At 58.3% G+C, this 25,475-nt stretch carries 24 protein-coding genes and 2 riboswitches; of the genes, 19 read left to right on the top strand and 5 right to left on the bottom strand.

All coding sequences use genetic code 11. The features are described 5' to 3' along the window. Positions 1–129 precede the first annotated feature (129 nt). The 11 genes from ACOYNV_RS16685 to ACOYNV_RS16635 all read left to right on the top strand — a co-directional run bounded on the left by ACOYNV_RS16685 (position 130) and on the right by ACOYNV_RS16635 (position 14,538). The gene (locus ACOYNV_RS16685) at positions 130–879 is read left to right on the top strand and encodes a hypothetical protein (RefSeq protein ID WP_422900923.1); all 750 of its coding nucleotides are present in this window, start codon (positions 130–132) and stop codon (positions 877–879) included. 12 nt (positions 880–891) lie between these two features. Next, positions 892–2,136, top strand: coding sequence for a hypothetical protein (locus ACOYNV_RS16680; RefSeq protein WP_422900922.1), 1,245 nt, complete (start codon positions 892–894; stop codon positions 2,134–2,136). Between the two features lie 72 nt (positions 2,137–2,208). Further along, positions 2,209–2,301, top strand: a riboswitch (glycine riboswitch). A gap of 3 nt (positions 2,302–2,304) precedes the next feature. Continuing rightward, positions 2,305–2,404: riboswitch (glycine riboswitch) on the top strand. Positions 2,405–2,478: 74 nt separating this feature from the next. Then, positions 2,479–3,558 carry a glycine cleavage system aminomethyltransferase GcvT gene (gene gcvT / locus ACOYNV_RS16675; RefSeq protein WP_422900921.1) on the top strand — a complete coding sequence of 360 codons (1,080 nt, stop codon included), beginning with the start codon at positions 2,479–2,481 and terminating at the stop codon, positions 3,556–3,558. 61 nt (positions 3,559–3,619) lie between these two features. Beyond that, positions 3,620–3,931, top strand: coding sequence for a type II toxin-antitoxin system Phd/YefM family antitoxin (locus ACOYNV_RS16670; RefSeq protein WP_422900920.1), 312 nt, complete (start codon positions 3,620–3,622; stop codon positions 3,929–3,931). Continuing rightward, positions 3,918–4,313, top strand: coding sequence for a PIN domain-containing protein (locus tag ACOYNV_RS16665; protein ID WP_422900919.1), 396 nt, complete (start codon positions 3,918–3,920; stop codon positions 4,311–4,313). Before ACOYNV_RS16670 ends, ACOYNV_RS16665 begins: the two co-directional genes overlap by 14 nt. Positions 4,314–4,326: 13 nt before the next feature. Further along, positions 4,327–8,526, top strand: a complete 4,200-nt coding sequence (locus tag ACOYNV_RS16660; protein WP_422900918.1) for an Eco57I restriction-modification methylase domain-containing protein — start codon at positions 4,327–4,329, stop codon at positions 8,524–8,526. Between the two features lie 82 nt (positions 8,527–8,608). Then, positions 8,609–8,989 (top strand): glycine cleavage system protein GcvH, encoded by a 381-nt coding sequence (gene gcvH / locus ACOYNV_RS16655; protein ID WP_422900917.1) that lies wholly within the window; start codon positions 8,609–8,611, stop codon positions 8,987–8,989. A gap of 164 nt (positions 8,990–9,153) precedes the next feature. After that, complete coding sequence (gene gcvP, locus ACOYNV_RS16650) at positions 9,154–12,054, top strand: aminomethyl-transferring glycine dehydrogenase (protein ID WP_422900924.1); 2,901 nt, start codon at positions 9,154–9,156, stop codon at positions 12,052–12,054. A gap of 9 nt (positions 12,055–12,063) precedes the next feature. After that, entirely contained in the window at positions 12,064–13,104 is a 1,041-nt protein-coding gene (locus ACOYNV_RS16645; RefSeq protein ID WP_422900916.1) for a GMP reductase, read from the top strand. A 326-nt stretch (positions 13,105–13,430) separates the two neighbouring features. Continuing rightward, on the top strand, positions 13,431–13,922 hold the full coding sequence (locus ACOYNV_RS16640) for a glutathione peroxidase (RefSeq protein WP_422900915.1): 492 nt from the start codon (positions 13,431–13,433) through the stop codon (positions 13,920–13,922). A 10-nt stretch (positions 13,923–13,932) separates the two neighbouring features. Continuing rightward, positions 13,933–14,538, top strand: a complete 606-nt coding sequence (locus tag ACOYNV_RS16635; protein WP_422900914.1) for a DUF2946 family protein — start codon at positions 13,933–13,935, stop codon at positions 14,536–14,538. Here the strand turns inward: ACOYNV_RS16635 and ACOYNV_RS16630 are convergent. Continuing rightward, on the bottom strand, positions 14,528–15,454 hold the full coding sequence (locus ACOYNV_RS16630) for a LysR family transcriptional regulator (protein ID WP_422900913.1): 927 nt from the start codon (positions 15,452–15,454) through the stop codon (positions 14,528–14,530). The two genes, ACOYNV_RS16635 and ACOYNV_RS16630, sit on opposite strands and share 11 nt — an antisense overlap. A 219-nt stretch (positions 15,455–15,673) precedes the next feature. On the opposite strand from ACOYNV_RS16630, the gene ACOYNV_RS16625 reads away from it, so the two are divergent. From ACOYNV_RS16625 to ettA, 4 genes are all read left to right on the top strand, one after another. Beyond that, positions 15,674–16,459 carry a ferredoxin--NADP reductase gene (locus ACOYNV_RS16625; protein ID WP_422900912.1) on the top strand — a complete coding sequence of 262 codons (786 nt, stop codon included), beginning with the start codon at positions 15,674–15,676 and terminating at the stop codon, positions 16,457–16,459. A gap of 78 nt (positions 16,460–16,537) precedes the next feature. After that, positions 16,538–16,810: a biotin/lipoyl-containing protein gene (locus tag ACOYNV_RS16620; protein ID WP_422900911.1), complete on the top strand. Its 273-nt coding sequence runs from the start codon at positions 16,538–16,540 to the stop codon at positions 16,808–16,810. 67 nt (positions 16,811–16,877) lie between these two features. Then, positions 16,878–17,402 (top strand): glycine cleavage system protein R, encoded by a 525-nt coding sequence (locus tag ACOYNV_RS16615; protein WP_422900910.1) that lies wholly within the window; start codon positions 16,878–16,880, stop codon positions 17,400–17,402. Between the two features lie 358 nt (positions 17,403–17,760). Continuing rightward, positions 17,761–19,425, top strand: a complete 1,665-nt coding sequence (ettA, locus tag ACOYNV_RS16610) for an energy-dependent translational throttle protein EttA (protein WP_422900909.1) — start codon at positions 17,761–17,763, stop codon at positions 19,423–19,425. A 136-nt stretch (positions 19,426–19,561) separates the two neighbouring features. Here ettA and ACOYNV_RS16605 read toward each other — a convergent pair whose 3' ends face one another. After that, complete coding sequence (locus ACOYNV_RS16605; protein WP_422900908.1) at positions 19,562–19,846, bottom strand: hypothetical protein; 285 nt, start codon at positions 19,844–19,846, stop codon at positions 19,562–19,564. A 175-nt stretch (positions 19,847–20,021) separates the two neighbouring features. Between ACOYNV_RS16605 and ACOYNV_RS16600 the strand changes: the two genes are divergently transcribed. After that, on the top strand, positions 20,022–21,914 hold the full coding sequence (locus ACOYNV_RS16600) for a peptidase U32 family protein (RefSeq protein WP_422900907.1): 1,893 nt from the start codon (positions 20,022–20,024) through the stop codon (positions 21,912–21,914). 21 nt (positions 21,915–21,935) lie between these two features. On the opposite strand, the gene ACOYNV_RS16595 is transcribed toward ACOYNV_RS16600, so the two are convergent. Further along, the gene (locus ACOYNV_RS16595) at positions 21,936–22,139 is read right to left on the bottom strand and encodes a SlyX family protein (RefSeq protein WP_422900906.1); all 204 of its coding nucleotides are present in this window, start codon (positions 22,137–22,139) and stop codon (positions 21,936–21,938) included. Between the two features lie 142 nt (positions 22,140–22,281). Between ACOYNV_RS16595 and ACOYNV_RS16590 the strand changes: the two genes are divergently transcribed. Continuing rightward, entirely contained in the window at positions 22,282–22,539 is a 258-nt protein-coding gene (locus ACOYNV_RS16590) for a hypothetical protein (RefSeq protein ID WP_422900905.1), read from the top strand. Positions 22,540–22,592: 53 nt separating this feature from the next. Here ACOYNV_RS16590 and ylqF read toward each other — a convergent pair whose 3' ends face one another. Beyond that, entirely contained in the window at positions 22,593–23,480 is an 888-nt protein-coding gene (gene ylqF / locus ACOYNV_RS16585) for a ribosome biogenesis GTPase YlqF (RefSeq protein ID WP_422900904.1), read from the bottom strand. 106 nt (positions 23,481–23,586) lie between these two features. On the opposite strand from ylqF, the gene ACOYNV_RS16580 reads away from it, so the two are divergent. Together ACOYNV_RS16580 and ACOYNV_RS16575 are read left to right on the top strand one after the other, a co-directional pair. Beyond that, a complete protein-coding gene (locus ACOYNV_RS16580; RefSeq protein ID WP_422900903.1) occupies positions 23,587–24,423 on the top strand; it encodes a class I SAM-dependent methyltransferase in 837 nt (278 codons plus the stop codon). A 27-nt stretch (positions 24,424–24,450) separates the two neighbouring features. Further along, positions 24,451–24,768 (top strand): hypothetical protein, encoded by a 318-nt coding sequence (locus ACOYNV_RS16575; RefSeq protein WP_422900902.1) that lies wholly within the window; start codon positions 24,451–24,453, stop codon positions 24,766–24,768. A gap of 34 nt (positions 24,769–24,802) precedes the next feature. Here ACOYNV_RS16575 and ACOYNV_RS16570 read toward each other — a convergent pair whose 3' ends face one another. Beyond that, complete coding sequence (locus tag ACOYNV_RS16570) at positions 24,803–25,078, bottom strand: hypothetical protein (protein ID WP_422900901.1); 276 nt, start codon at positions 25,076–25,078, stop codon at positions 24,803–24,805. Positions 25,079–25,475 lie beyond the last annotated feature (397 nt).

The following is a 25,475-nucleotide window of genomic DNA, read 5'->3' as shown; positions in this document are numbered from 1 at the left end:
TGGTGTGAAAAGTGCCAAACCAATTGGGTCCTAACAGAAGAAATCTGAAGCTGGCGCAGACTGGCTCACCGAACAGGGATTCGAAACGCTGGATCAGTAATCAAAAATATTCGTACAGAAGGACATCACATGCACCAGGTTGTTTTGAAATCCTCAGAGTTGATTCTTGCTGGCGACATTGCCGCGGCCGAGAGAATGCTGGTGACCGTTGCCGACCAGAATGGCGATCACGCGCTGGTAAGCATCCTCGATGATATGCAGCCCAAGGATCTGCTCGCGGTTATGCGCGAGTTCGATTCCTCAAGGGAATCCGTGGTGAACATGCTGGTGACGCCGGAGCAGTTTGCCCGCGCCATCGTCCTCGAAAAGAAGTACGGCGATCGCACCGGCGAGCGACTGCGAGCGATGATGAATGCTGTCATTCACCGCGAATCCAATAGCGTCTGCGAGTACCTTGAGAGCATCACCGACCTTGAAGGTGGAAGTGGAACGTTGGCCGATTATTTTGCCGACCGTTACGACGAGGTCTTCAGTTTTGCCACCAGCGGGAGTTTCACTCCTCATTTCAATCCTGATTCGGGTGCCAAAACCCACAATACCTGGCTGATGGAAAAAATCGAGGAAATCGATCATGGCTTGTGCTTTGGCAATTCCATCGAAAATTCGCGGCCACTGGTTTCTCGCTCGGAAATCGCCGATGGCGACTGGATGGAAACCGCTTGGGTTCTGCGTTATGAGCTTCATGATGCTTTTGAAGAAGTGATGATCACGCTTCGTGACCGGGCGCAAAAACTGCTTGATGAGGCCGATGAATTTCCGCTGCCTGGACGAGCCGATTCCGGCGATGCCACCGGCGAAGAGGAAGAATCCGCAATTTAAGGATCAGGACGCATGGCAACAGTTTCAACCTCTCTGGCAGCTTTCGACAATCGACCGTATTTCGATAAAGCGCTGCGTTACGGCGTTGAGCAGGGAATCATTACGCCTGAACGGCTGCAAATCATCCAGGAGGAATTTGCAAAGGGAATTGTCCAGATTGCCAATTATTTTGGCACCGCGCACCTGCGCCCGGAACTGGAATTGGCGCTGCAGCGCATGGTGAATCTGATCAGCCTCTACCTGGAAGACATGTCCGGCGGAAACCTTGAAATTGCCGCAGCGTCATTGTGTGACAAAACCTTCCTGTCGCACTCCAAAGGCGGCTCGGAAATGCTCAAGCGCCTGCATGCAATGCCCGACAGCACGGTGATTTTCGGCGAATCGGCTTCACCGGAAAGCCAGCGTGCCTATCTCGACGACATGACGGTTGCCGAGTCGATCTCGCTGGCCGGATACCAGTCTGAACTTGCCATTCGTCAGGGAAACCAGCGGATGATCGACTTCTCGTTCTGGCTTGCAAAAAAAATGGGCGTTTCGCGTAGCGCGATTGATGATGCGGATTCGCTGATTCGCAGCACCATGCTGGTAATTTTCGTTGACCAGGCCGAACTGAAACCGCCGACCCGCACGGCGTTTGTGCGCCTGATCAAAGCCGCAAAAAGTCTTAAAAGCAAACTTGATGATAGCAGGTTGAATGCCTTCCTCAAGAATGAACCGACCGAATTTCAACGCCTCGTGCGGCAGGCGATGGATCGTTTCATCGAAAAGGATCTGCCGCAGATTCGAGAGCCCGGCAGTACGGCGGATAAACTGCTGTACGGGGATTGTATCCAGAGCTATTTCATCAGCGAAAGCCTGGACGAGGATGTCAGGGAATACGACCGCCTGGTGGCCAAGGAATGGGATCGCGTTACACGCGGTGAAGCGGATGATCCGGCCGTGCTGGCCACGGTGTTCTTTTTCGTGGCAACCGGCCTTCCGCCAAAAGCCTCGATGCTCCTGAAGGAAGCCAAGGAGGTCATTCGCCTATTCCGTACCTCAGGATTTAATTCACAGGCGGTGACCGATTTTGTCGTCAACCATGCGCCAGAAGCCATCCGGGAAGATCTGCAGAAATCGTGGACCGACGACCTGAAGGACGAAGCGGAAGAACAGCTAGCCGATAACGACCCCAATTTTCCAGACACCCACATGGACCGTGGCCTCGACTACCTGCGGAAAACTTGCGCGGCCGCCTGGAAGGGGAACCGGCGGTAAGCGGGTGGGGCCTCGCAGCCTTGAGAATGGTTTGATCGAACTTGCGGCAGTCGCCTTCCTCGCGCTATAGTTCGCCCGCGAATGGGAGAGAGCGGTAGAAAATCACCCGCCGCCGAAGGCGCAATCCACCCGGAAACGCTCAGGCAAAAGGACCGTTCGTGCAATGAACTCTGGAGAGCGGCGCTTCAAAGAAAGCGTCCACCGATGGGGCAACGTGACTGGAAGTGGTTGATCCGGCACGACAATCTCTCAGGTAACAAGGACAGGGGGGTGAACTCGCTACGAGTTCGCCCTTTTTTTGTTTCTGAAAAAAGTTTCAACACCTTCTTTCAAGGGATTGATATGACACAGAAAACTGTCCTGAATGACGCTCATCGCCGGTTTGGCGCCAAGATGGTCGACTTCGGCGGCTGGGACATGCCGCTGCACTATGGTTCGCAGATCGAGGAGCACCACGCGGTGCGCCGCGACTGCGGCATGTTCGACGTTTCGCACATGTGCGCCGTCGATGTCGCCGGTCCGGATGCGAAGGCTTTCCTGCTGCGCCTGATCGCCAACAACGTCGACAAACTCAAGCTACCCGGCAAGGCGCTCTACAGCGCCATGCTCAACAAAAGCGGCGGCGTGGTCGACGACCTCATCGTCTATTACGTCGATGAAGCTCAATACCGCGTGGTAATCAACGCTGGCACGGCCGAGAAGGATCTGGCCTGGATGGCGGAACGCCTGGCTGAGTGGAAGCTCGAAGCCGTCTTCATTCCCCGCCGCGATCTGGCCATGATCGCCGTGCAAGGCCCCAACGCCAAAGCCAGGGTCTGGCAAGTTCTGCCCGAAACCCGGGTGGTCAGCGAAGCGCTCAAACCTTTCTTCTCGGTGACGGTTGGCGACGTTTTCATCGCCAGCACCGGCTATACCGGCGAGGATGGCTTTGAAATCACGCTGCCCGCGAGCAAGGCTGAAGCACTGTGGCAGGCGCTGGCCGACGCCGGCGTCAAGCCGATCGGCCTCGGCGCCCGCGACACCCTGCGCCTTGAAGCCGGAATGAATCTGTACGGGCAGGACATGGACGAAACGGTCTCGCCACTCGATGCCGGCCTCGCGTGGACGGTCGATCTGGTGGCCGCGCGCGACTTCGTCGGCAAGGCCGCGCTGCTCGCCAATCCCCAGCAGGCACAGTTTCTCGGCCTGCTCCTGCTCGACCGGGGCGTGTTGCGTGCGCACCAGAAAGTAATCACCTCAAAAGGTAACGGCGAAATCACCAGCGGCACCTTTGCCCCGACCCTGCTGCAGTCGGTCGCCCTCGCCCGCCTGCCGCTTGGGGTGAATATCGGCGATACGGTCAAGGTTGAAATCCGCGACAAAGAACTGAGCGCCCGGGTGGTGAAACCCTGCTTTGTACGAAACGGCAAGGCGATGATCTGAGCTTTCATGTCTATATTTACCGTCTATAATGGTCACATAAAATAGACACAAGGAGCATGACATGAACTGGAACGTTGCCCAAGCCAAGCAGCATCTGTCGGAAGTGATCCGCGAAGCGGCGCGCGAGCCGCAACTCATTTACAACCGCAACCGGCCGGTGGCGGCGGTGATCGCTGCTGAAGAACTGGCGGATTATCGCGCCTGGAAAGAGCAGAGAGCCAAGCCGCAAACGCTCTTCGACGCTTTCGCCGAATTGCGTCGTCTCGCTGCCGGCGATCCAGACCCGATCCCCGATCCCGACCGTTCCACGATGCGCCCTAACGCCTTCGTTGAAATGCTGGAAGAAGAGTATCCGTCCAATGCAACTCGTTGATACGAATATCGTCAGTGACCTGTTGCGCCCCCGGCCGAATGCCGGCGTGCTGCAGTGGTCCACCGACAACCGCGAGTTGACCGTCTCGGCCGTTTCGGTAGACGAGTCGATATTCGGACTGGTTCGTGGCGGCAATCGCGCCCTGCTAGAAGCCTACGAGGAATTCTTGCGCACCCGTTGCACGGTAATGCCGGTCAGCGAAGAAATCGCCCGGCGTGCGGGAAAACTGCGCGGTGACTTCTCGCTCAAGGGCATTACGCGCTCCCAGCCTGACATGCTGATCGCCGCCACCGCCCAGGCGCACAACCTCACCCTGGTTACCCGCAACATCCGCGACTTCGACGGTTGCGGCATCGCCCTGCTCGATCCTTTCACCGCCTGACCAGGAAATCACGATGCAAGAAGGCCAACTTTTCTCGTCCGACTTTCTGCTGCGCGGCATCAGGGAAACCGACGCCTGGCGCACCATGCCGGAGGCGGAGCTTGACGCTTTCATTGCGGCGTTACAAACCCACTTTGCGCCGTTTTCCGCCGCCAGCACGCTCAACGAAAGCCAAACTGAAAACGAGCTGGTCGAACCGATTCTTGACCTGCTCGGTTGGGAAAACGCCTGGATTTCGCAAGTCAATTTATCGATCAGCGGGCGCGAAGACGTTCCCGACTTCCTGCTTTTTTCGACTGCTCAAGCCAAAGCCAGCGCACTTGACGTAAGCGACGCCGAGCGTGCGCGGCATGGTATCGCGCTGCTCGAAGCCAAGCGCTGGCTGCGCCCGCTCGACCGCAGCGAAGAAGCCGGCGCCAATGCCGCGACGCGCAAACGCCGTGATTTTGGCGCACCGTCGTCACAAATGCTGCGCTACCTTTCGCGCGCCGACGTAATGAGCGACCGCGCCGTCAAATGGGGAATGCTCACCAACGGCGCGGTTTGGCGCTTGTACTGGCAGGATGCCCGCTCGCGCGCCGAAGATTTTTTCGAGCTCGATCTTGGCGCGCTGCTTGTCGTACCAGGCATGCAGTTAGGGCTTGGTGCATTTGAAGCAGCGACCACCCTCGCTCCGCGTGACGGCCTGAAAATCTTCCTGCTCTTTTTTGGTCGCCCGTCTTTTTTAGCGCAAGCCTGGGACAGCGAGCGGCGCAGCTTCCACGCCATCGCCCTCAACGAAGCGCGGCTTTATCAGGAAACCGTCTCCGCACTGCTCGGCCAGCGCGTCTTTGCCGACGTATTCCCGGCGCTTTGCCAGGTATTGGCGAGTGGCGATTTGCAAGCCGAAAAAGACTCGCGCGGGCAATATTCCACCGCCTATCTTGACGAAGTGCGCGAAGCTGCATTGATCCTGCTCTACCGCCTGCTTTTCCTCTTTTACGCCGAAGACCGCCGCTTGCTGCCGGTGATGGAACCGCGTTACGCCCCGTATTCGCTCTCCGCGCTGCGTGACGAAATTGCACACGCCCTCGATAGCGGCAAAGTGCTCTCCATCCGCATCGCCAATTACTGGAACAGTCTGGACAACCTGTTCTCGATCATTGCCGAAGGCGACGACTCGCTGGGCATGCCGGCCTACAACGGCGGGCTGTTTGAGCGTGGCCGCTCGTTCATCCTGGCGCGCGTCAAAGTGCCCGATGCGGCGCTCGCACCGGCGGTCGACGCCCTCTCGCGGCGCACCGATTTACTCAAGGCGCGCATCAACTACCGCGACTTGTCGGTCACCCATCTGGGCGGCGTGTACGAACGCCTGCTCGAATACAAGCTGCAGCAGGAAGGCGAATTTCCACAGTGGGGGCCGAAGCTATTCGTCACCAAAGCCAGCTTTGCGCGCAAAGGATCGGGCAGCTACTACACGCATGACGCCTTGGTACGGCTGGTGCTTGACGAATCCGTCGGGCTTCTCGCCGACGAGCGGCAGAGCGAATTTGACCAGCTGCTCAAAAAATACCGCAAGAAGGCCGAACTCAAGCCTTACGAATGGGACGCGCTCGACGCCGCCGACCCGGCCAGCCGTTTTCTCGACCTGAAAATCTGCGATCCGGCGATGGGCAGCGGGCATTTTCTTGTGGCATTGGTCGACTGGCTGGCCGACCGCACGCTCGAAACCGCTCAATCGGCGGCGACTAACGTTGGCGCATGCGGCTTTGCCGCGCACCTGGAAGAAAAAGGCCGACCCTGGGTTTCGCCCATCGTTAGCCGCATCGCCGAGATCCGCCGGCGCATCGCAGACGCCGCCAAAACGCACGGCTGGTCGCTCGATCTGCGGCAACTGGACGACCGCCACATCATCCGGCGGATGATTTTGAAACGCGTGGTTTTCGGCGTCGACAAAAACCCGATGGCCGTCGAACTGGCCAAAGTCGGGCTATGGCTGCACACATTTACCGTCGGCGCGCCGCTCTCCTTCCTCGACCACCACCTGCAATGCGGCGACTCACTGCACGGCGAGCAACTCGCCAGCGTGCGCAGCGGCATGGCCATGCTTGGCTCGCTGTTTCAGGAAGGTGAAATGAGCCGCCTGCAAATCGCCGCAAAAAGCCTCGAAGCGGTCGCCGAATTGACCGATACCAGCATCGCCGAAGCACACGAATCGAAGCGCCTGGCCGATGAAGCCACGGCACTGGTCGCGCCGATTCACGGCCTGCTCAACTTCTGGCGCGGCCTGCGCTGGCGTGTTCCCGGCTGGCCGCAGGCCAAACTCGCCAAGCTCAAGGATGAAGACATCAAACTCGCGCTCAGCGAACTTTTCTCCGACCGCTACAACCTGACCGCCGTCATCGCCGCCGGGAAAATCGGCGGCGGAATCAGCTTCGATAGCAACGGGAAATTAGAGGAGCAATCGGCACCGATTGCCGCCGCCAACCGCCTGCTCGCTGAAATAGCAACGCTGGTGCGCCGCGAACGCTTCTTCCACTGGAAAACGGCCTTCCCTACCATCTGGCCGAAAGGCGCGGCGGGAGAAGGCTTCGATGCGATCATCGGCAACCCGCCGTGGGATCGCATCAAGATGCAGGAAGTCGAATGGTTCGCCGAGCGCCGTCCGGAAATCGCCTTGCAAAGCCGCGCCGCCGACCGTAAAACGCTGATCGCCAAAGAAGAAAAACGCCGCACGCCGCTCTGGCACGACTACCTTACGGCCTGCGCTGCCGCCGAATCCGGCGCGCGGGCGATCCGCGAGAGCGGCGAGTTTCCGCTGCTCTCGGGCGGCGACACCAACCTTTACAGCCTGTTCGTCGAACGTGCCACCTCGCTGGTTGCAGCGCACGGCATTATCGGCCTGCTGACGCCGTCGGGCATTGCTGCCGACAAGGGCGCGTCGGATTTTTTCCGCACGCTGACCGAGGCTGACGAGAACGGTGCCGCCAAGCTCGCGGCGCTCTTTGATTTTGAGAATAAAAAAGTCTTTTTTCCGGATGTCGACTCCCGCTTCAAATTCTGCGCGTTATTTTTTGGCGGCGATTCACGCCTGTTTGCCCAATCGCGCTGCGCCTTTTACCTGCACGACACAGCTGAACTGGCCGACCCGGCGCGCGCACTCACCCTCTCGGCCAAGGATTTCCGCCTGCTCAACCCGAATACCGGCGCCGCGCCGATCTTCCGCAACCAGCACGATGCCGATATCACGATTCGCATTTACCGCCGGCATCCGGTGCTGGTCGACCGTTCCGGCAGCGTCGAACAGCGCGTCTGGCCGCTGCGTTACGTGACGATGTTTCACATGACCAACGACTCGCACCTGTTCCAGAAAAAACATGGAGAGGACACCTTGCCGCTCTACGAAGGCAAGATGGTGCAGATGTACGATCACCGTGCCGCCGATGTGGTGCTCAACAAGGCCAACCTGCACCGCGCTGCGCAGCAGGAACGTATCCCCGATGCGATCAAGGCGCAGCCGGATCGTTACCCCTTCCCGCAATACTGGGTGGCGAAAGAAGAGGTCGAAAAGATTTACGCCGGGCAATGGGCGCTGGGATTCAAGGAAATCACCGCGCCAACAAACGTGCGCAGCATGATCGCCATGCTCCTGCCGCAAGCGGGTTTCGGCAACAAGGTGCCGCTGCTCTTGCCGGTCGGACTTGAGGCACCAGACTACGCGCGGCAAGCCGCTTTGTTACTGGCCAACCTGAACAGCTTTGCCTTCGATTTTGTGTTGCGCCAGAAACTGCAAGGGCAAACGATCAACCTGTTCATCCTCGAACAACTCCCGGTCATCGCTCCCGCCGCCTTCGAGGATGAAATCGGCGATACCAAAATCGCCGATTTCATCCGCGCCGAAGTACTCGCGCTGACCTACACCGCCCACGACCTCGCACCGTTTGCCCGCGACCTGGGCTACGTCGATGAAAACGGGGCGGTGAAGCCGCCCTTCGTCTGGAATGCCGATGATCGCGCCCACCGCCTGGCACGGCTCGATGCACTATTCTTCTACCTCTACGGTCTTGGCCGCAAAGACGCCGAGTACATCCTTTCCACCTTCCCCATCGTCCGCGAGCACGACTTGAAGACGTCTCAACGCTTTGTCACCGGCGACCGCATTCTCGCTTACCTGCGGCGAATCGAGTCGGGGCAGCTCGTTCAACTCATTCATGCCGACCTTGAAGCTTCATAAAATACCAAGCAAGCTTACGAACCCCGTCATTACGAATTTGACCCGGAATGACGGAATCCACCCACTGACTCAGGAGCACACCATGAACGTCCCCGCCAATCTCAAATACACCAGAAGCCACGAATGGGTTCGCGCTGAAGCCGACGGCACGATCACCGTCGGCATCACCGATCACGCGCAGGACTTGCTAGGCGATCTGGTCTTCATCGACTTGCCGGATGTCGGCGATGTGCTGGCGGCTGAACAGGAAGCGGCCGTCGTCGAATCGGTGAAGGCCGCTGCCGATGTTTATGCGCCGGTCGCCGGCACGGTTACCGAAAACAACACAGCCGTTGCCGATGCCCCGGAACTGGTCAATCAGGACGCATACGCCGCCTGGCTGTTCAAGATGAAGCCCAAAAACAGGGCTGATGTGGACGCGCTGCTCGACGCCGCCGCTTACACCGCCAGCTCTGCCGAATAAGAGACTGCCATGGAAGGCAGTATCCATGAGGTTCTTCAGAGCATCACCCTGAACAACCAATGAATACGCGCATCTTTCGGCATGTACGCTGAAGAACCAATAAGCACGCGCTTTACAGACGAGCACCCCGTCAAACATTGCTGGATACCACCATGCCACAAACCATGCCACAGACTTTGCCACTGAATTTTCCTCTTTCCGCCCTCGAACAACGCGACGAGTTCATCGCTCGCCACATCGGACCCTCACCGGCGGACATCGTCGTCATGCTGGCCGCCATCGGCGCGCCCAGCCTCGACGCGCTGATCGAGCAGACGGTGCCGGCGGCGATTCGCCTGCCGGCACCGATGCCGCTGGCCGATGCGCGAACGGAAGCGGATGCCTTGAGCGCGATCAAGGCCATTGCCGGCAAGAACCGGGTGAACAAGTCGCTGATCGGCATGGGCTATTCGGACACCCTGACGCCCAAGGTCATCCTGCGCAACGTGCTGGAAAATCCGGGCTGGTACACCGCCTACACGCCGTATCAAGCCGAAATTGCGCAGGGTCGGCTTGAAGCGCTGCTCAATTACCAGCAAATGGTGATCGACCTGACCGGGCTCGAACTGGCCAACGCCTCGCTGCTTGACGAGGCCACGGCAGCGGCCGAAGCCATGACCATGGCGCGGCGCGTGAGCAAATCGAAGTCGAATCTTTTCTTTGTCGATTCTGCCTGTTTTCCGCAGACCATCGACGTGATCAAGACGCGTGCCGGATTTTTCGGCTTCGAGCTGATTTTTGGCGCCCCGAAAGAAGCGGCGCTGCAGGAAGTCTTCGGCGCCCTCTTCCAGTATCCGAACGACGAAGGTGAAGTCAGCGACCTGTCCGGCCCGATTGCCGCCGTCAAATCGCGCGGCGGCATCGTCGCTGTCGCCTCGGATCTGATGGCGCTGGTGCTGCTCAAGTCGCCGGGCGAAATGGGCGCCGACATCGCGCTCGGTTCATCGCAGCGTTTCGGCATCCCGATGGGCTTCGGCGGCCCGCATGCCGCCTTTTTCGCCACCCGCGACGAGCACAAGCGCTCGGTCGCCGGACGCATCATCGGCGTGTCGGTCGATGCGCGCGGCAACACCGCGCTGCGCATGGCGCTGCAAACCCGCGAGCAGCACATCCGCCGTGAAAAGGCCAATTCCAACATCTGCACCTCGCAAGTGCTGCTCGCCAACATGGCTGGCATGTACGCCGTCTATCACGGGCCGCAAGGTCTGCGCGCCATTGCCCAGCGCATCCACCGGCTGACCGCCATCCTCGCCGAGGGACTCAAGCGCGCCGGGATCACGGTAGTGAACAAACACTTTTTCGACACGCTGCGCCTCGACCTCGGCGCCCGCGCACTCACCGTTTATAGCGCGGCGATCAGCGCCGGCTTCAACCTGCGCCAAGCCGGCACCGGCATCCTCGGCATCGCACTGAACGAGAAATCATCGCGCGAAGACGTGGCTGCGCTGATCAAGCTGATCGCTGGCGTCGCCGTCGATATCGCGGCCATCGACGCGCAAGTCCAGCAAGCCGATGCCACGCTGCCGCCGACTTTGCTGCGCAGCGACGCCATTCTCAAGCACCCGGTATTCAACACCCATCACACCGAACACGAGATGCTGCGCTACCTCAAGCGCCTGCAAAACAAGGATCTGGCGCTTGACCATTCGATGATTTCGCTTGGCTCGTGCACCATGAAGCTGAACGCCACCAGCGAGATGATTCCGGTCACCTGGCCAGAATTTGGCGACATGCATCCCTTTGCACCGATCGATCAGGCGCAAGGTTACATGGAGATGATCGGCGGGCTGGAAAGCTGGCTCAAGGTCATCACCGGCTTCGACGCCCTGTGCATGCAGCCGAACTCGGGCGCCCAAGGCGAATACGCCGGCATCGTGGCCATCACCCGCTATCACGCCAGTCGCGGCGAGGGCAGCCGCAATATCTGCCTGATCCCGAAGTCGGCGCATGGTACCAATCCAGCCACCGCGCAGATGTGCGGCCTGCAGATCGTCGTTGTCGATTGCGACGACAACGGCAACGTCGATGTCGCCGACCTCAAGGCCAAGGCCGGGCAGCACGCCGCAAAACTTTCCTGCCTGATGATCACCTACCCGTCGACACACGGCGTTTTCGAGGAGGCGATCAAGGACATCTGCGCCATCATCCATGCCCACGGCGGCCAGGTCTATATGGACGGCGCCAACCTCAACGCCCAGGTCGGCCTCACCTCGCCGGGACTGATCGGCGCCGACGTCAGCCACATGAATCTGCACAAGACCTTCGCCATCCCGCACGGCGGCGGCGGCCCCGGCATGGGTCCGATCGGCCTCAAGGCGCATCTGGCACCGTTCATGGCCAACCACGCCGTGCAAAGCATCAGCGGCCCGCACAGCGGGCAGAGCGCCGTTTCCGCCGCGCCGTGGGGTTCGGCGTCGATCCTGCCGATTTCGTGGATGTACATCGCCATGCTCGGCGGCAAGGGCTTGAAGCGTGCCACCGAAGTGGCCATCCTCAACGCCAACTACGTCGCCACCCGCCTCAACGCTCACTACCCGGTGCTGTACACCGGCAAGAACGGGCGCGTCGCCCACGAGTGCATCATCGACATCCGCCCGATCAAGGCGGCAACAGGAGGAAACTCGGGCATCGCCGAAATCGACATCGCCAAGCGCCTGATGGACTATGGCTTCCATGCACCGACGGTCAGTTTCCCGGTCGCCGGCACGATGATGATCGAACCGACAGAGTCCGAATCGAAGGCAGAACTCGATCGCTTCATCGCCGCGATGATTGCCATCCGCGACGAGATCCGCAAGATCGAACAGGGCGTCTGGCCGAGTGACAACAATCCGCTGAAGAACGCGCCGCATACCCAGGCCGACATCGTCGTCGCCGACTGGAACCGCCCGTATAGCCGCGAAGAAGCCGTTTTCCCGCTGCCGTGGGTGGCCGCCAACAAGTTCTGGCCGAGCGTCAACCGCATCGACGATGTCTATGGCGACCGCAACCTGTTCTGCGCCTGCGTGCCGATCAGCAATCATTAAGGGGCGACCATGCGCATCGAACAGGATCTGAAGCTGGATTTCAAGGACGTTCTCATTCGTCCGAAGCGCTCGACCCTCACCTCGCGTTCGGAGGTCGATATTTCCCGGGATTTCGTCTTTCTGCACTCGCAACGCAAGTATCAGGGCATTCCGATCATCGCCGCCAACATGGATGCGACCGGGACTTTCGCCATGGCGCGGGCGCTGGCCAGGCACCAGCTCTCCGTCGCCGTGCACAAACACTACGACGAAGCGGAGTTGCTCGAATTCTTTGCCGAGCCAGCGGTGCCGCCGGGTGCGTTTTATTCGATGGGAATCACGCAACCGGATTACGACAAGTTTTGCCGCGTCAAGGAACGCGCCGGCGACACCATCGAAAACGTCTGCGTCGATGTCGCCAACGGTTATACCAAGGCCTTTGTCAGCTTCATCCACAAACTGCGCACTGCCTTCCCCGACATCACCATCATGGCCGGCAATGTGGTGACTGGCGAAATGACCGAAGAACTGATCCTCGACGGCGTCGATATCGTCAAGGTCGGCATCGGCCCCGGCTCGGTATGCACCACACGCCGGATGTCCGGCGTCGGCTACCCGCAACTCTCGGCGATCATCGAATGCGCCGATGCGGCGCACGGCCTGCACGGCCTGATCTGCGCCGATGGCGGTTGCACCTCGCCGGGCGATCTGGCCAAGGCTTTTGGCGCCGGTGCTGATTTCGTGATGCTCGGCGGCATGCTGGCTGGCCACGACGAATGCGGTTCCGACATCGTCGATCAGGACGGTGTGCTCAAGATGCGTTTTTACGGCATGAGTTCGCGCGAAGCGATGGAAAAATACGCCGGCGGGGTCGCCGAATATCGGGCCGCTGAAGGCAAGGATGTACTGCTCGACTATCGTGGCGCCGTTGAACATACCGTGCAGGAGATTCTTGGCGGCGTGCGTTCGGCCTGCACCTATGTTGGCGCAAGGAAGCTCAAGGAACTATCCAAGCGCACCACCTTCATCCGTGTCACCCAGCAGTTGAATGAAGTTTTCGGGGTATATTGAGAGGGGTTGATACAACAATTCTGGCTTGGCGACACGAATTGTGACCTGCTCTGCAAGTCCCTAAAAAAGGCGATCTACAAGCACATAGGCTGCATCGCCAATAAATACGCCACTGTTCAGGCGCATAGCCTGTAGATCGTTTATTCATACCGGCTGCAGCCATGTACGCCCATAAGCTTGAACGATTCTGGATCATTCGGGGTCAATATGAAACATGCCCGAAGCCACTTCTCTTGTTTCCACGTTTTTGGCCGGCAATCAGGAAGCTGTGGCGCATGAATTTCCCCTGCTGAATTCCAGCTACCCAATATCAAAGGTGAGAACGTATGAGCGAATCAAACTATGAACTGGCCGAATTCTCGGCAGATCTTCTCGCAGGTGGCAATCAGTCACTCGCGGACTTCGCCGGCAAGGTTCTGCTGATTGTTAACACCGCCAGCAACTGCGGCTTCACGCCGCAGTACGAAGGCCTGGAAGCGCTCTACCAGGGTTACAAGGAGCGCGGACTGGTGGTTCTCGGCTTCCCGTGCAACCAGTTTGGCGCACAGGAACCGGGTGCCGCCGCTGAAATTGCCAGCTTCTGCCAGAAAAATTATGGCGTCAGCTTTCCGATGTTCGCCAAGATCGAGGTTAATGGCGACAACACGCACCCGCTCTTCAAACATCTGAAGAAATCGGCACCCGGCCTGCTCGGCAGCGAAGGCATCAAGTGGAATTTCACGAAATTCCTGATCAATCGCGAAGGCGAAGTGATCATGCGCTACGCACCGGCTTCGGCGCCTGAAGCCATAGCCAAGGACATCGAGGCGCTACTTTGATCATGCACCAATGAAAATGCCCGACTTCAGCGGCATGCTGCGCTGGCCGAATGTTCCGGCCTGCTACGGCTGGCTCTCACTTGACCGCCGCGGTCAGTGGCGCATGCGCAGGGAAGCGGTCACGCATGCTGGCCTGGTCAATTTCCTCAATCGTCAATACGGGCACGACGAACACGGCAACTTCTTCGTGCAGAACGGCCCGCAGCGGGTTTTTGTCGAGCTCGAGTACACGCCCTGGGTGCTGCGGCTGAGTTCTGAAAACACCCTGCTGACACATACTGGCGACACGGTTGAGGAAATACACGGCGCGGCATTCGACGAAGAGGGCAATCTGCTGCTTGAATGCCTGGACGGCATCGCCCTCCTCTGCGACCGCGATTTGCCCGCGCTGCTCGCCTGCCTGCGCCAGCCCGGCGGGGAGGCGGCCAATGATGCCGACCTGCTTGATCTGCTCGACCAGGCACCAGGAACATCGAGCCAGATCTCGCTGGAATGGAACGGCAAGCGCATCCCCGTTGGCGTGCTGCGGCGGTGCGAAGTGGCTCTGCGTTATGGCTTTGTGGCGAGCCCGGTCCAGTCTTCTGCTCCTGGCCCCGACCTTCCTATCACGGAATAAACTGCCACACGATCTCATCGCTGCGCTTGACGCCAGCCGTCATGGCACGACACAGCGCAATGAACTCACGCATACCAGCCGTCTGGAATTTCCGCTTGTGCCAGAGAAAATGGAAATGCCGCAGCAAATCGAGTTCCGGCGTTTCAATGGCCACCAGACTGCCGCGCCGAAAAGCTTCGCGTAGCGCCAGTCTTGAGATGCAGCCGATGCCAAGGCCGAACTCGACGGCCCGCTTGATGGCTTCGGTGTGCTCCAGTTCCAGACGCACTTTCAACTCGGCATGGTGATGTCGCAATGCCTGATCGAGCGTCTCGCGCGTCCCCGAACCGGGCTCGCGAACGATCCAGTGCTCGTCCGCAAGTTCGGCCAGCGTCGCCTTTCCCTGGCCCGCCAAGGGATGCGACGGCGCGCAAAATACCACCAGTTCATCTTCCACCCACGGTTCGACCACCAGGTCGGGATGCCGGCAATTGCCTTCGATCAGCCCCAGATCGAGTTCGTAACGCGCGACCTGATCGATGATCGTCGCCGTGTTGTGCACCTGCAACTGGGCGGAACTCTCGGGATGACGCTTGAGATAGTCGGCAACGATCAAGGTTGCCAGGTAATTGCCGATGGTCAGCGTGGCGCCGATGCGCAGCTTGCCGAAACCGGCATGCCCTTGCAACCCGTTCTCGATCGCCTGGGCCCGCTCGATCAGTTCCACCGCTTGCGGCAGCAGGGATTGCCCGGACTCGTTGAGACGCAAGGCCTTGCCGACCCGGTCAAAAAGCTGCGTAGCGTAGAGCCGCTCCAGTTCGCCAAGCGCCGTACTGGTCGCTGACTGCGAGAGCGAAAGCGCCAGCGCTGCGCGTGAAACGCTCTCCTGCCGGGCCACCGCCACAAATACCGCCATCTGACGCAAGGTGAATCTCATATCTACTCCATGGATATTTGTTATCAATACAATCAATTTTACAGATAATGTAGCGGGTACTACTATTCATCGCATCTAACGGGCATGGCTTTGATAGGCAGCCCAAGTAATGAAAGCCTTGCCCGTCACCCTCACCCCCGCCCCCTCTCCCAGAGGGCGAGGGGAGGTTCGAGAGTCGCTAGCGCGACTTCCACACTAAAACTGTTGCGGAACGAAATCATGAGCAATCTTTCCACCCAGCGCGTCCTTTCCGTACACCACTGGAACGATAGCCTGTTCAGCTTCCGCACCACACGCGACGCCGGGCTACGCTTCATCAACGGCCAGTTTGTGATGCTTGGCCTTGAGCAGGAAGATCGTCCGGGTCGTCCGCTAACCCGCGCCTACAGCATCGCCAGCGCCAATCACGAAGAGTTTCTGGAGTTCTTCAGCATCAAGGTGCCGAATGGGCCGCTGACTTCAAAACTTCAGCACCTCTCGGTTGGTGATCCTATCGTGGTCAGCCGCAAGCCTACCGGCACACTGGTTCTGCGCGACCTGAAACCGGGCCGGAATCTTTACATGCTGGCCACCGGCACCGGCCTCGCTCCCTTCATCAGTCTGATTCAGGACCCTGAATGCTATGAGCGCTTCGAGAAGGTCGTGCTCATCCACGGCGTGCGCACGGTGAGCGAACTGGCTTACCGCGACTTCATCAGCGACGAACTCCCAAGTCATGAGTATTTCGCCGATCTGGTGCGCGACAAGCTGATTTATTACCCGACCGTCACCCGCGAACCATTCCCGAACCAGGGGCGGATCACACACCTGATTGAAAACGGCAAGCTGTTTGCAGACATTGGCCTGCCGCCGCTCGATCCGGCGCACGACCGCGTCATGATCTGTGGCAGCCCGTCCATGATCAAGGATTGCTGCACGCTGCTCGACCAACGTGGCTTCAAGGTTTCGCCGCACATCGGCGCGATGGGCGACTACGTTATCGAGCGCGCTTTCGTCGAGAAATAATCCGGCTAAAATGGCGGCACCGGGTCATGCTTGGCAACAAGCGTGACCCGTCTCTTTTTACGGAGCCGCCACCGCGCAATGAGCAAGATCATCGAAGTACGCATCCCGAAATACCCTGAGTGCTGGACGTCCTGCGGCAATTGCGGCGGCGAAGTCGTCGTTGACGACATATTGGTGCTGCCGGGAGACAGGGTCGCGCGCGATGACACCTTGATCGTGCTTGAAACCGGCAAGGTCGCACTCGACATCCCCGCACCGAACGCCGGACGGGTGCTTGAGCTGTTTGTGACGGCCGGCGACAAGCCCGTCGAAGGCATGATTTTCCTGACGCTCGAAGTAGGCCAAGGCTGATTCAACGCGTCCTGACGGCTCTGCCCAGCGTGTACAATGACGCCCTTTCCCCTGTCAGGAGTGCACCATGAACGTCTCTCTCGTTCTCACCGTTATCGGAGATGATCGTCCGGGTCTGGTTGAACAGCTTGCCACCGCCATCAGTCAGCACCAGGGCAACTGGCTGGAGTCATCGATGTCGAACCTGGCCGGAAAATTTGCCGGAATCGTCTGTGTCAGCATCCCCGATGCGCAACTCGAACAACTCAAGGCAGCGCTTGCCGGTTTGCCCGGCCTGCGCATAACGTCAGAAGTATCCGTAGCCACCGAATCCAAGGTGGGTAACCGGCGCTTGAAACTCTCGCTGGTCGGCCATGACCGCATCGGCATCGTGCGTGAGGTATCCCAGGTTCTCGCCCGACACGCAGTTAACGTCGAAGATCTCAGCACGCATACGGCCAGCGCACCCATGTCGGCCGAGATACTTTTCCATGCCACGGCCGAACTGACGGCCTTGTCTACGCTTGACACCCGCGCCCTGACCAGTGATCTGGAACTTATCTCGAACGACCTGATGGTCGATATCACGCTGGACGAAACCATCCGCACTTGACCTGCATTCACACCCAGAGCCCTGTGTTTCGCAGACCTCATGAGGCAGCTACGATCATGACTTCGCTCATACAAACTGACCTGCAACGCCCGTAAAATGGCGATCTATGGACGACGTGCCGTGTAACCCGCATCAACATTGGCTCTCAGGGCAATAGCTTTCAAGATCACCGTCCTGCGTGGCTTGCAGACCATCTTCAATTAATTTTTCCGGGCTGAAATATCAACCTGGTTGAATTCAAGGCTCAGGTATCGTTCCGCCCAAACCGTGTGCTCTCGGGTAAACTGCGCCTGTTGGCTGCGATCCTGTTGTCGGCCACTCATTCGTCCGTTTCGATTTCCCTGGAAGGTGCTGCTTTATGGCTCAATATGTATTCACGATGAACCGCGTGGGCAAGATCGTCCCGCCCAAGCGCCAGATCATCAAAGACATTTCTCTTTCGTTTTTTCCCGGTGCCAAGATCGGCCTGCTCGGCCTCAACGGCTCGGGCAAATCGACGGTGCTGCGCATCATGGCCGGCATTGACAAGGACATCATTGGCGAAGCCACGCCGATGCCCGGCCTGCACATCGGCTATCTGCCGCAGGAACCGCAGCTTGATCCGGCATTGACCGTACGCCAGGAAGTCGAATCCGGCATGGGTGAAATCATGCAGGCACAGGAAAAACTGGATCAGGTTTACGCCGCCTATGCCGAACCCGACGCCGATTTCGACAAGCTGGCCGAAGAACAGGCGCGCCTGGAGGCCATCATCGCCACCACCGGTTCCGACCTCGCCAGCCAGCTCGAACTCGCCGCCGACGCACTGCGCCTGCCCCCGTGGGACGCTTCGATAAAAACCCTGTCCGGCGGAGAAAAGCGCCGCGTTGCCCTGTGCAAACTGTTGCTCTCCAAGCCCGACATGCTGCTGCTCGATGAGCCGACCAACCACCTTGACGCCGAATCGGTCGAGTGGCTGGAGCAATTCCTGGTGCGCTTCCCCGGCACCGTAGTCGCTGTCACCCACGACCGCTACTTCCTCGACAACGCCGCCGAGTGGATTCTCGAACTTGACCGAGGTCAAGGCATCCCCTGGAAGGGTAACTATTCAAGCTGGCTGGAGCAGAAGGAAGCTCGCCTGGAAACCGAATCCAAACAGGAATCCGGCCGCATCAAGACGATGAAGCAGGAACTGGAGTGGGTACGGCAAAATCCCAAGGCACGGCAAGCCAAGAGCAAGGCGCGTCTGGTCCGCTTCGAGGAACTTTCCAGCGTCGAATACCAGAAACGCAACGAAACCCAGGAAATCTTCATTCCGGTCGGCGAACGCCTGGGCAGCAAGGTCATCGAATTCAAGAATGTCAGCAAGGCCTTCGGTGACCGCCTGCTGATGGACAAGCTCAGTTTCAACGTCCCGCCCGGCGCCATCGTCGGCATCATCGGCCCGAACGGCGCCGGCAAATCGACCCTCTTCCGCATGCTGACCGGCCAGGAAAAGCCGGATTCTGGCGAAGTCGAAATCGGCACCACTGTGCAGCTCGCCTACGTGGATCAAAGTCGCGACTGCCTGGACGGAAACAAGACCGTATTCGAGGAAATCTCCGGCGGCTCTGACATTCTCACCGTCGGCAAGTACGAAACGCCGTCACGCGCCTACATCGGGCGCTTCAACTTCAAGGGTTCGGATCAGCAGAAGCATGTCGGCCAGCTCTCCGGCGGCGAGCGTGGCCGGTTGCACATGGCCAAAACGCTGATTGCCGGCGGCAATGTCCTGCTGCTCGATGAACCCTCAAACGATCTGGACGTCGAAACCTTGCGCGCACTGGAAGATGCATTGCTGGAATTTGGTGGTAGCGTCATGGTCATCTCCCACGATCGCTGGTTCCTCGACCGCATCTGTACGCACATCCTGGCCTGCGAAGGCGACTCGCAGTGGAGCTTCTTCAGTGGCAACTACCATGAGTACGAAGAAGACAAGGTTCGCCGACTGGGCGAAGAAGGCGCAAAGCCGAAGCGGATTCGCTACAAGCCCGTAACGCGCTGAAGCTTATTCACTCGCCCAATGAAAAAGACCTGCAGAAGAACTGCAGGTCTCTTTTTATTCCCCAAAATCCGGCGTATCGCCGGAAATTAGTGGACTCTTTCAGGCTTGCCGCGCCGCTGGCGCAACAAACCAATAATCAGTGGTCTGCCCTCAGGCTGGCGGCGAAAGCCACTTCCATGCTTTCGGGAAACTGGAACCGGGTAAAAGCGCGGTGAATCTCGTCGCCATTCTCACCGGCACTATGATCCTGAAAGCGGATACCAAGCGGGCGACCGTTTGTAGCCAGGGTCGAGAAAGCAAAGCGCCAGCGCTGGACTTCGGCAAGCCGCTCACGCAACTCACGTTCATTACTGATTGCAACACCGGCTTGTTTCAGAGAATCCAGGAATTGGTCAAAGGATTCAGTGCTCAGGCTTCCCATTTTTGTCTCCGTTTAGTATGGCGGTTTGCCGCCCATGTGAGCAATAACGCGCCTTCCTGAAAGCGGTTGACACAATTTTTCAAGAAGTTGGAATCCACTATTCAGCCCCCGAGCAATTACGGACGAAGCGCTGCATCAAGGGTTTAGAATGCGGGTTTTGCACCAGACCTCCTTCATGACCACCAACCGCAAGCATCTGGAACTTCTGGCCCCGGCCAAAAACCTCGAATTCGGCAGGGAAGCCATCATCCATGGAGCCGACGCGGTCTATATCGGCGGCCCGGCCTTCGGCGCCCGCGCCAACGCCGGCAATCCGGTCAAAGATATCGAGCAATTGGCAAGCCACGCCCATCGCTTCAACGCTCGCGTGCTGGTGGCGCTGAATACCATCCTCAAAGACGATGAACTGGAACAAGCCAGGCGGCTGGTCTGGCAACTCTACGAGGCCGGTGCCGACGCACTGATCGTGCAGGACATGGGCTTGCTGGAGCTCGACCTGCCACCGATTCAGTTGCACGCCAGCACGCAGACCGACATACGCTCGCTTGAAAAAGCACAGTTTCTCGAAGCGGTCGGTTTTTCGCAAATTGTTCTGGCGCGCGAGCTCTCGCTTGAGCAGATTCGAAAAATTGCCGCGCACACCACCGCGACACTCGAGTTTTTCGTACACGGTTCGCTGTGCGTGAGCTACAGCGGCCTGTGCAACATCAGCCACGCCCAGACCGGGCGCAGTGCGAACCGGGGCGATTGCTCGCAAGCCTGCCGATTGCCCTATTCCCTGGCCGACCAGGAAGGCCAGATCATCGCTGAGGACAAGCACCTTCTGTCGATCAAAGACAACGACCAGAGCGACAACCTGCGTGCGCTGATCGACGCCGGAATCAGCTCCTTCAAGATCGAAGGTCGGCTGAAGGATCTTTCCTACGTCAAGAACATCACGGCCTATTACCGCCGGCTGCTCGACGAATTTCTCCTGGAACAGCCCGATTACCGGCGCACTTCCTCAGGCCGCAGCACCTTCCTGTTCACCCCGCAAACCGAGAAATCTTTCAACCGCGGCTCGACCGACTACTTCCTGAATGATCGCAAGGCAGATATTGGTGCTTTTGATTCGCCGAAGTTCGTTGGCGAGAAAATCGGCGAGGTCATCAAGTTGGGGCGAGACAGTTTTGACGTAATTAGCAGTTCGCCCCTGCATAACGGCGACGGAATTACCTGCTTCAACGCCGATCACGAACTGGTCGGCATGCGCATCAACCGAGCCGAACCGGCAGGTTCAGGCTACCGTGCATACCCGATACTTCACGATGGCAGGCTACCATCCGATCTGCTGGTGGGCACGACGATCTATCGTAATCACGATCAAGCGTTCGAGCGCCAACTGGAGAAAAAGTCGGCCGAGCGGCGAGTTCCCGTGCACATGCGTCTTGAGGAAACGCCGGACGGTTTTGCCCTGCATCTCAGCGACGATGAAGGTGTCAGCGCCGTTGCCCACCTCGCCCACGCCAAAGAAGCCGCGCAGAATGCCGAGCTTGCGCTGACCACCCTGCGCGAGAACCTGGACAAACTTGGCAACACCATTTACAGCGTCGAAGCGATTGATCTTGATATCAACGCATCGTGGTTCGTGCCAGCCTCCGCACTCAATGCGCTGCGCCGTAACGCTGTCGAAGCGCTTGACGCCGCAAGGATCGCCGCCTACAAACGGCCTGCGCGCATCGCCCCCATCGAGCCTCCCGCCCCCTACCCGGAAGGCAACCTCAGCTATCTGGGCAACGTTTTCAACGAGAAAGCACGCACCTTTTACGAAAAACACGGGGTCCGCGTAATCGAGCCGGCTTACGAGTGTCACGCGGAAAAAGGCGACGTGTCGCTGATGATCACCAAGCACTGCCTGCGTTACAGCTTCAACCTCTGCCCGAAGCAGGTCAAGGGTATCCGCCCTGACCCGATGATCCTGATCAACGGCAATGAAAAACTGACCCTGCGCTTTGACTGCAAACCCTGTGAAATGCACGTCATCGGCAAACTGAAAAAAAACCGGACGATTCAGTTGGTGGTCAAATAGCTCCGGATTACGACGCGCGACTCAGTAATGCGGCGGGATTTCGTCACGCAAACTGTGCGGCTCGGCTGGCTCGGCATTGGTCAGCATCTGTCCGTAGAGATGGCGCAACTGCGCCTGCAGCAAATCGAGTTGCTGTTGTTGCCGATACACCGTGCGATTGAGTTCATCGACCAGATCTTCGGTCAGGCTCGTCTTGATTTCCAGTTCGGTCAGGCGGTCTTTCATGGCTCGGTCTTTCAGTGGCAGAGGCAAGGGATAAACATTTGAAATGTAATTGGCGAATCTGCTGCGGCCCATGCTTGGCAACATAGCGCGATCATGAGTCAACAGACTATAATTTTGCAGCCATCAAGAAAAGGATAGTGTAATGTCGCTTTTGCCATGCCGCGCTTGTGGTCATCAGGTAGATATTTCGGCACTCGCCTGCCCAGAATGTGGCGCTACCGATCCGGCCAAGAAAATTAGCCGACAGCAGCGCGATGCGATCAGTTTTTTCATTCAACTGGTCTTTTGGCTCAGCCTGGTCGGCTTTGGTGGCTGGTACGTTGTGCACACCGTAGTTCCTACAATCAAACAATTTATCGTCAAGCCGCAAACCGATCAAGCGCAGAGTGGTCGCGAATAGGCGCATATTCCTGGAGGGTGAAAGTTTGCGCAGCGCTTGCATTGCGGCTGCGATTATTCCGCAGTCTGCTCCGTTGTTTCAATTTTCGTACTGAGCATTTCGCTACGCGTCTCCGGCGTTTCCAGGCTGATCCGGCCAAGCTTGCCATCGCGGTAATCCTGCAACAGAACGATCGAGGCTTTCTCAAAATCGGGAGCTCCACCGCGCATGAGCAAGGCACGTCTCTTGGCAACCCCTTCAACGACCGCCACCCCATCGATCCCTTCAACCGGGAAACCATAACGCGCAGAAAGCAGCGCCGGGTAGCGAGCTAGCAAAAGGTTGGCCAAGAAAACCGCCACCTCCTCGTCGATAATCGCGTTTCGGCCAACGGCGTGGCTCGCAGCGAGCATCAGTCCATCGCTCGCGTATTCGATTTTTGGCCACATCAGGCCCGGCGTATCGGTGATCGACTGACGGACGCTGATCTGATGCATCTGCTGCGATTTGGTCACCGCCGGCTCATCGCCGACCTTGGCGATCTTGCGTTTGACCAGCGCATTCATCAACGTCGATTTGCCGACGTTGGGAATCCCCATGATCATCATGCGCAGTTGCTTGGTGTTGTCGTTACGGTGCGGCGCGAGGCGCTGACACAAGGCAGTAATACGCGCCACCTCACCCTTGTTCTTGCTTGAGATGGCAACGGCTTTCACACCCTCCTGCCGATTGTAGAAGTCAATCCAGGCCCGTGTTGCTTCAGGATCAGCGAGATCGGCCTTGTTCAGCACCTTTAGACAAGGGCGCTGGCGGTGCAAGCGAAGTTCGCGCACTACCGGATTGGTGCTGGCTTCGGGCAGGCGAGCGTCCAACACCTCGATCACCACATCAATCGCTGCCATGGTTTCGGCCGCTTTCTTGCGCGCCGAGGTCATGTGACCGGGATACCACTGAATAGCCATGAAGAATCAGCACCTGTGAAAAGGTCGCCATTATCCCATTTGTTCGACCAGCCCGCGTCATTGCGTTTACAATGCTTGATTATCGTGAACACGCATCAGGAAACTCGTGCCGCTCATCCCGGAAATCAAGCCCGAGCAGTCCATCGAGTTGCTGAAAGAGCTTCACATCCTGACACGCGATGGCAAACTCAATCAGGACAGTCGCCGCAAGCTGAAGCAGGTATACCACCTCTTCAACTTCATTGAACCGCTGCTCGCCGAACTGTTCGCCGACAACCCTGACGTGACTCTGGCCGACCACGGAGCCGGCAAGTCTTACCTTGGTTTCATCCTCTACGACCTGTTCTTCAAGTCCAGGGCTGGCGGCCAGATTTTCGGCATCGAGACGCGTCCCGAATTGGTTGAAAAGTCCTGCCAACTGGCTCAGCGGCTGCATTTTGAACGGATGAGCTTCCTCAATCTCACCGTCGAAGACTCCATCACATCACCCGCCCTGCCTGAGCGAATCGACATCGTCACGGCACTGCACGCTTGCAATACAGCCACTGACGACGCCATCCGTTTTGCCCTGCACAAACAGGCCAGGTTCATCGTTCTTGTTCCCTGCTGCCAAGCCGAGGTCGCCGCCGTGCTGCGCAAGAACAAGAACGCCTCTTTTTCGAAAACCCCGCTCTCGGAACTCTGGCGCCACCCGATCCATACCCGCGAGTTCGGTAGCCACCTGACAAATGCTCTGCGCTGTCTGCAGCTTGAAGCACACGGCTATCAGGTGACGGTAACCGAACTGGTAGGATGGGAGCACTCAATGAAAAACGAACTGATCATCGCCAGACAATCCGGCCAAATACGCAATAACGCCGTGACGCGGCTAGAGCAAATCCTGCACGAACTGAATCTCGATGAATTGCGTGATCGGTTTATATTCTCGGAAGTAAACGGCTGAATGCCGCTATCTTAAAAAGGAAAGACCATGGAAAACTGGATCACCCGCATCGTGGCCCTAATGTGCGCCGGGGGTAGTACTGCATTGTTCTGGATGGTCGGCGTATTCGTCGCCGTGCCTTGGCGCGAAGGGCGAATGCTGTCACTTGCGACAGTAGAACTTCAGGTAATCATTATTCCGCTGTTGCTTGGACTCGCCGTGGCTTGGGGCGCTCTGCATATCTTCGCGATTGCGGATCGCGATGCAAACCCGATGATTCATGCGGCGATTCGCGTCCTGCTGGTCATCGCCGCCATCGCCGCCATAATCGGCGGAATGTCATGGACTCAAGCGAACTTCGTCTGATTCGTAAACCGGAAATCGCCCGGCCCGGAGCTAATCAAGCTGTCGTATTGATCCGCGCACCCACCGTCTGCCCGTTGGTATTGACCGTAGGCCGGCTTGCTGCCTCGGTTCGGGCACGGTCGGCCGCCTCACTCTCCTTAACAGGCTGACTGCTCTGCGCCTGCTGTGTTCCCTGAGCCTGCTGGGATTGCTGCGACTGTTGGGTTTGTTGCGCCGGCTGAACCTGCTCAGGCTGACGTGTACGCGCCTGCGCCTGGATACTTGCGGCCAAGGCCGCACTAGCGCTTGAAGAAACTGAACCGACTTCCATGACTGATTCTCCCTGCTCAGATATTGGTCAAGCCAGAACAGCCCGACGAACCATCATAGATCATTGTAGCGCCGTTTGCTCAAATAGCTGACTCGATCACAACCCTGGCCATGACAAAGGCTCACTGGCGAATGCGCCAACCGGAGCCTGAAAAGTCATAGTATTCAGCCAATCGTCGTGGCTAAATCAATCCCTTCCATGCTTCCTCATTTTTTGAGTTCAATCATGAATACAAAGCTCAGACGCTGGACACTGATCATTGGCGGCACCTTCATCGTTGCAACAATTGCCGGCTTTGCCAATCGCATATTGGCGATTCATTCGGAAAGCTGATCAGGAAATGAGACATTATCGCTCCTCGCAAACCGTTGCCGTTGCTTGGTCCTAGACGTATGAA

The organism is Propionivibrio sp., assembly GCF_049316945.1.
GTDB lineage: Bacteria > Pseudomonadota > Gammaproteobacteria > Burkholderiales > Rhodocyclaceae > Propionivibrio.
The sequence above is the reverse complement of the archived record's forward strand: the minus strand, read 5'-3'. Positions and strand labels throughout refer to the sequence as shown.

Bases quoted from the DNA above. Each gene is read 5' to 3' on its own strand.
- ACOYNV_RS16665 (WP_422900919.1), top strand. From the start codon at position 3,918: ATGCAACTCGTTGATACGAATATCGTCAGTGACCTGTTGCGCCCCCGG.
- ACOYNV_RS16615 (WP_422900910.1), top strand. From the start codon at position 16,878: ATGAACGTCTCTCTCGTTCTCACCGTTATCGGAGATGATCGTCCGGGT.
- ACOYNV_RS16625 (WP_422900912.1), top strand. From the start codon at position 15,674: ATGAGCAATCTTTCCACCCAGCGCGTCCTTTCCGTACACCACTGGAAC.
- ACOYNV_RS16620 (WP_422900911.1), top strand. From the start codon at position 16,538: ATGAGCAAGATCATCGAAGTACGCATCCCGAAATACCCTGAGTGCTGG.
- ettA (WP_422900909.1), top strand. From the start codon at position 17,761: ATGGCTCAATATGTATTCACGATGAACCGCGTGGGCAAGATCGTCCCG.
- ylqF (WP_422900904.1), bottom strand. From the start codon at position 23,480: ATGGCTATTCAGTGGTATCCCGGTCACATGACCTCGGCGCGCAAGAAA.
- ACOYNV_RS16570 (WP_422900901.1), bottom strand. From the start codon at position 25,078: ATGGAAGTCGGTTCAGTTTCTTCAAGCGCTAGTGCGGCCTTGGCCGCA.
- gcvH (WP_422900917.1), top strand. From the start codon at position 8,609: ATGAACGTCCCCGCCAATCTCAAATACACCAGAAGCCACGAATGGGTT.
- gcvT (WP_422900921.1), top strand. From the start codon at position 2,479: ATGACACAGAAAACTGTCCTGAATGACGCTCATCGCCGGTTTGGCGCC.
- ACOYNV_RS16670 (WP_422900920.1), top strand. From the start codon at position 3,620: ATGAACTGGAACGTTGCCCAAGCCAAGCAGCATCTGTCGGAAGTGATC.
- ACOYNV_RS16680 (WP_422900922.1), top strand. From the start codon at position 892: ATGGCAACAGTTTCAACCTCTCTGGCAGCTTTCGACAATCGACCGTAT.
- ACOYNV_RS16590 (WP_422900905.1), top strand. From the start codon at position 22,282: ATGTCGCTTTTGCCATGCCGCGCTTGTGGTCATCAGGTAGATATTTCG.
- ACOYNV_RS16645 (WP_422900916.1), top strand. From the start codon at position 12,064: ATGCGCATCGAACAGGATCTGAAGCTGGATTTCAAGGACGTTCTCATT.
- ACOYNV_RS16640 (WP_422900915.1), top strand. From the start codon at position 13,431: ATGAGCGAATCAAACTATGAACTGGCCGAATTCTCGGCAGATCTTCTC.
- ACOYNV_RS16575 (WP_422900902.1), top strand. From the start codon at position 24,451: ATGGAAAACTGGATCACCCGCATCGTGGCCCTAATGTGCGCCGGGGGT.
- ACOYNV_RS16600 (WP_422900907.1), top strand. From the start codon at position 20,022: ATGACCACCAACCGCAAGCATCTGGAACTTCTGGCCCCGGCCAAAAAC.
- ACOYNV_RS16630 (WP_422900913.1), bottom strand. From the start codon at position 15,454: ATGAGATTCACCTTGCGTCAGATGGCGGTATTTGTGGCGGTGGCCCGG.
- gcvP (WP_422900924.1), top strand. From the start codon at position 9,154: ATGCCACAGACTTTGCCACTGAATTTTCCTCTTTCCGCCCTCGAACAA.
- ACOYNV_RS16605 (WP_422900908.1), bottom strand. From the start codon at position 19,846: ATGGGAAGCCTGAGCACTGAATCCTTTGACCAATTCCTGGATTCTCTG.
- ACOYNV_RS16635 (WP_422900914.1), top strand. From the start codon at position 13,933: ATGAAAATGCCCGACTTCAGCGGCATGCTGCGCTGGCCGAATGTTCCG.
- ACOYNV_RS16660 (WP_422900918.1), top strand. From the start codon at position 4,327: ATGCAAGAAGGCCAACTTTTCTCGTCCGACTTTCTGCTGCGCGGCATC.
- ACOYNV_RS16595 (WP_422900906.1), bottom strand. From the start codon at position 22,139: ATGAAAGACCGCCTGACCGAACTGGAAATCAAGACGAGCCTGACCGAA.
- ACOYNV_RS16685 (WP_422900923.1), top strand. From the start codon at position 130: ATGCACCAGGTTGTTTTGAAATCCTCAGAGTTGATTCTTGCTGGCGAC.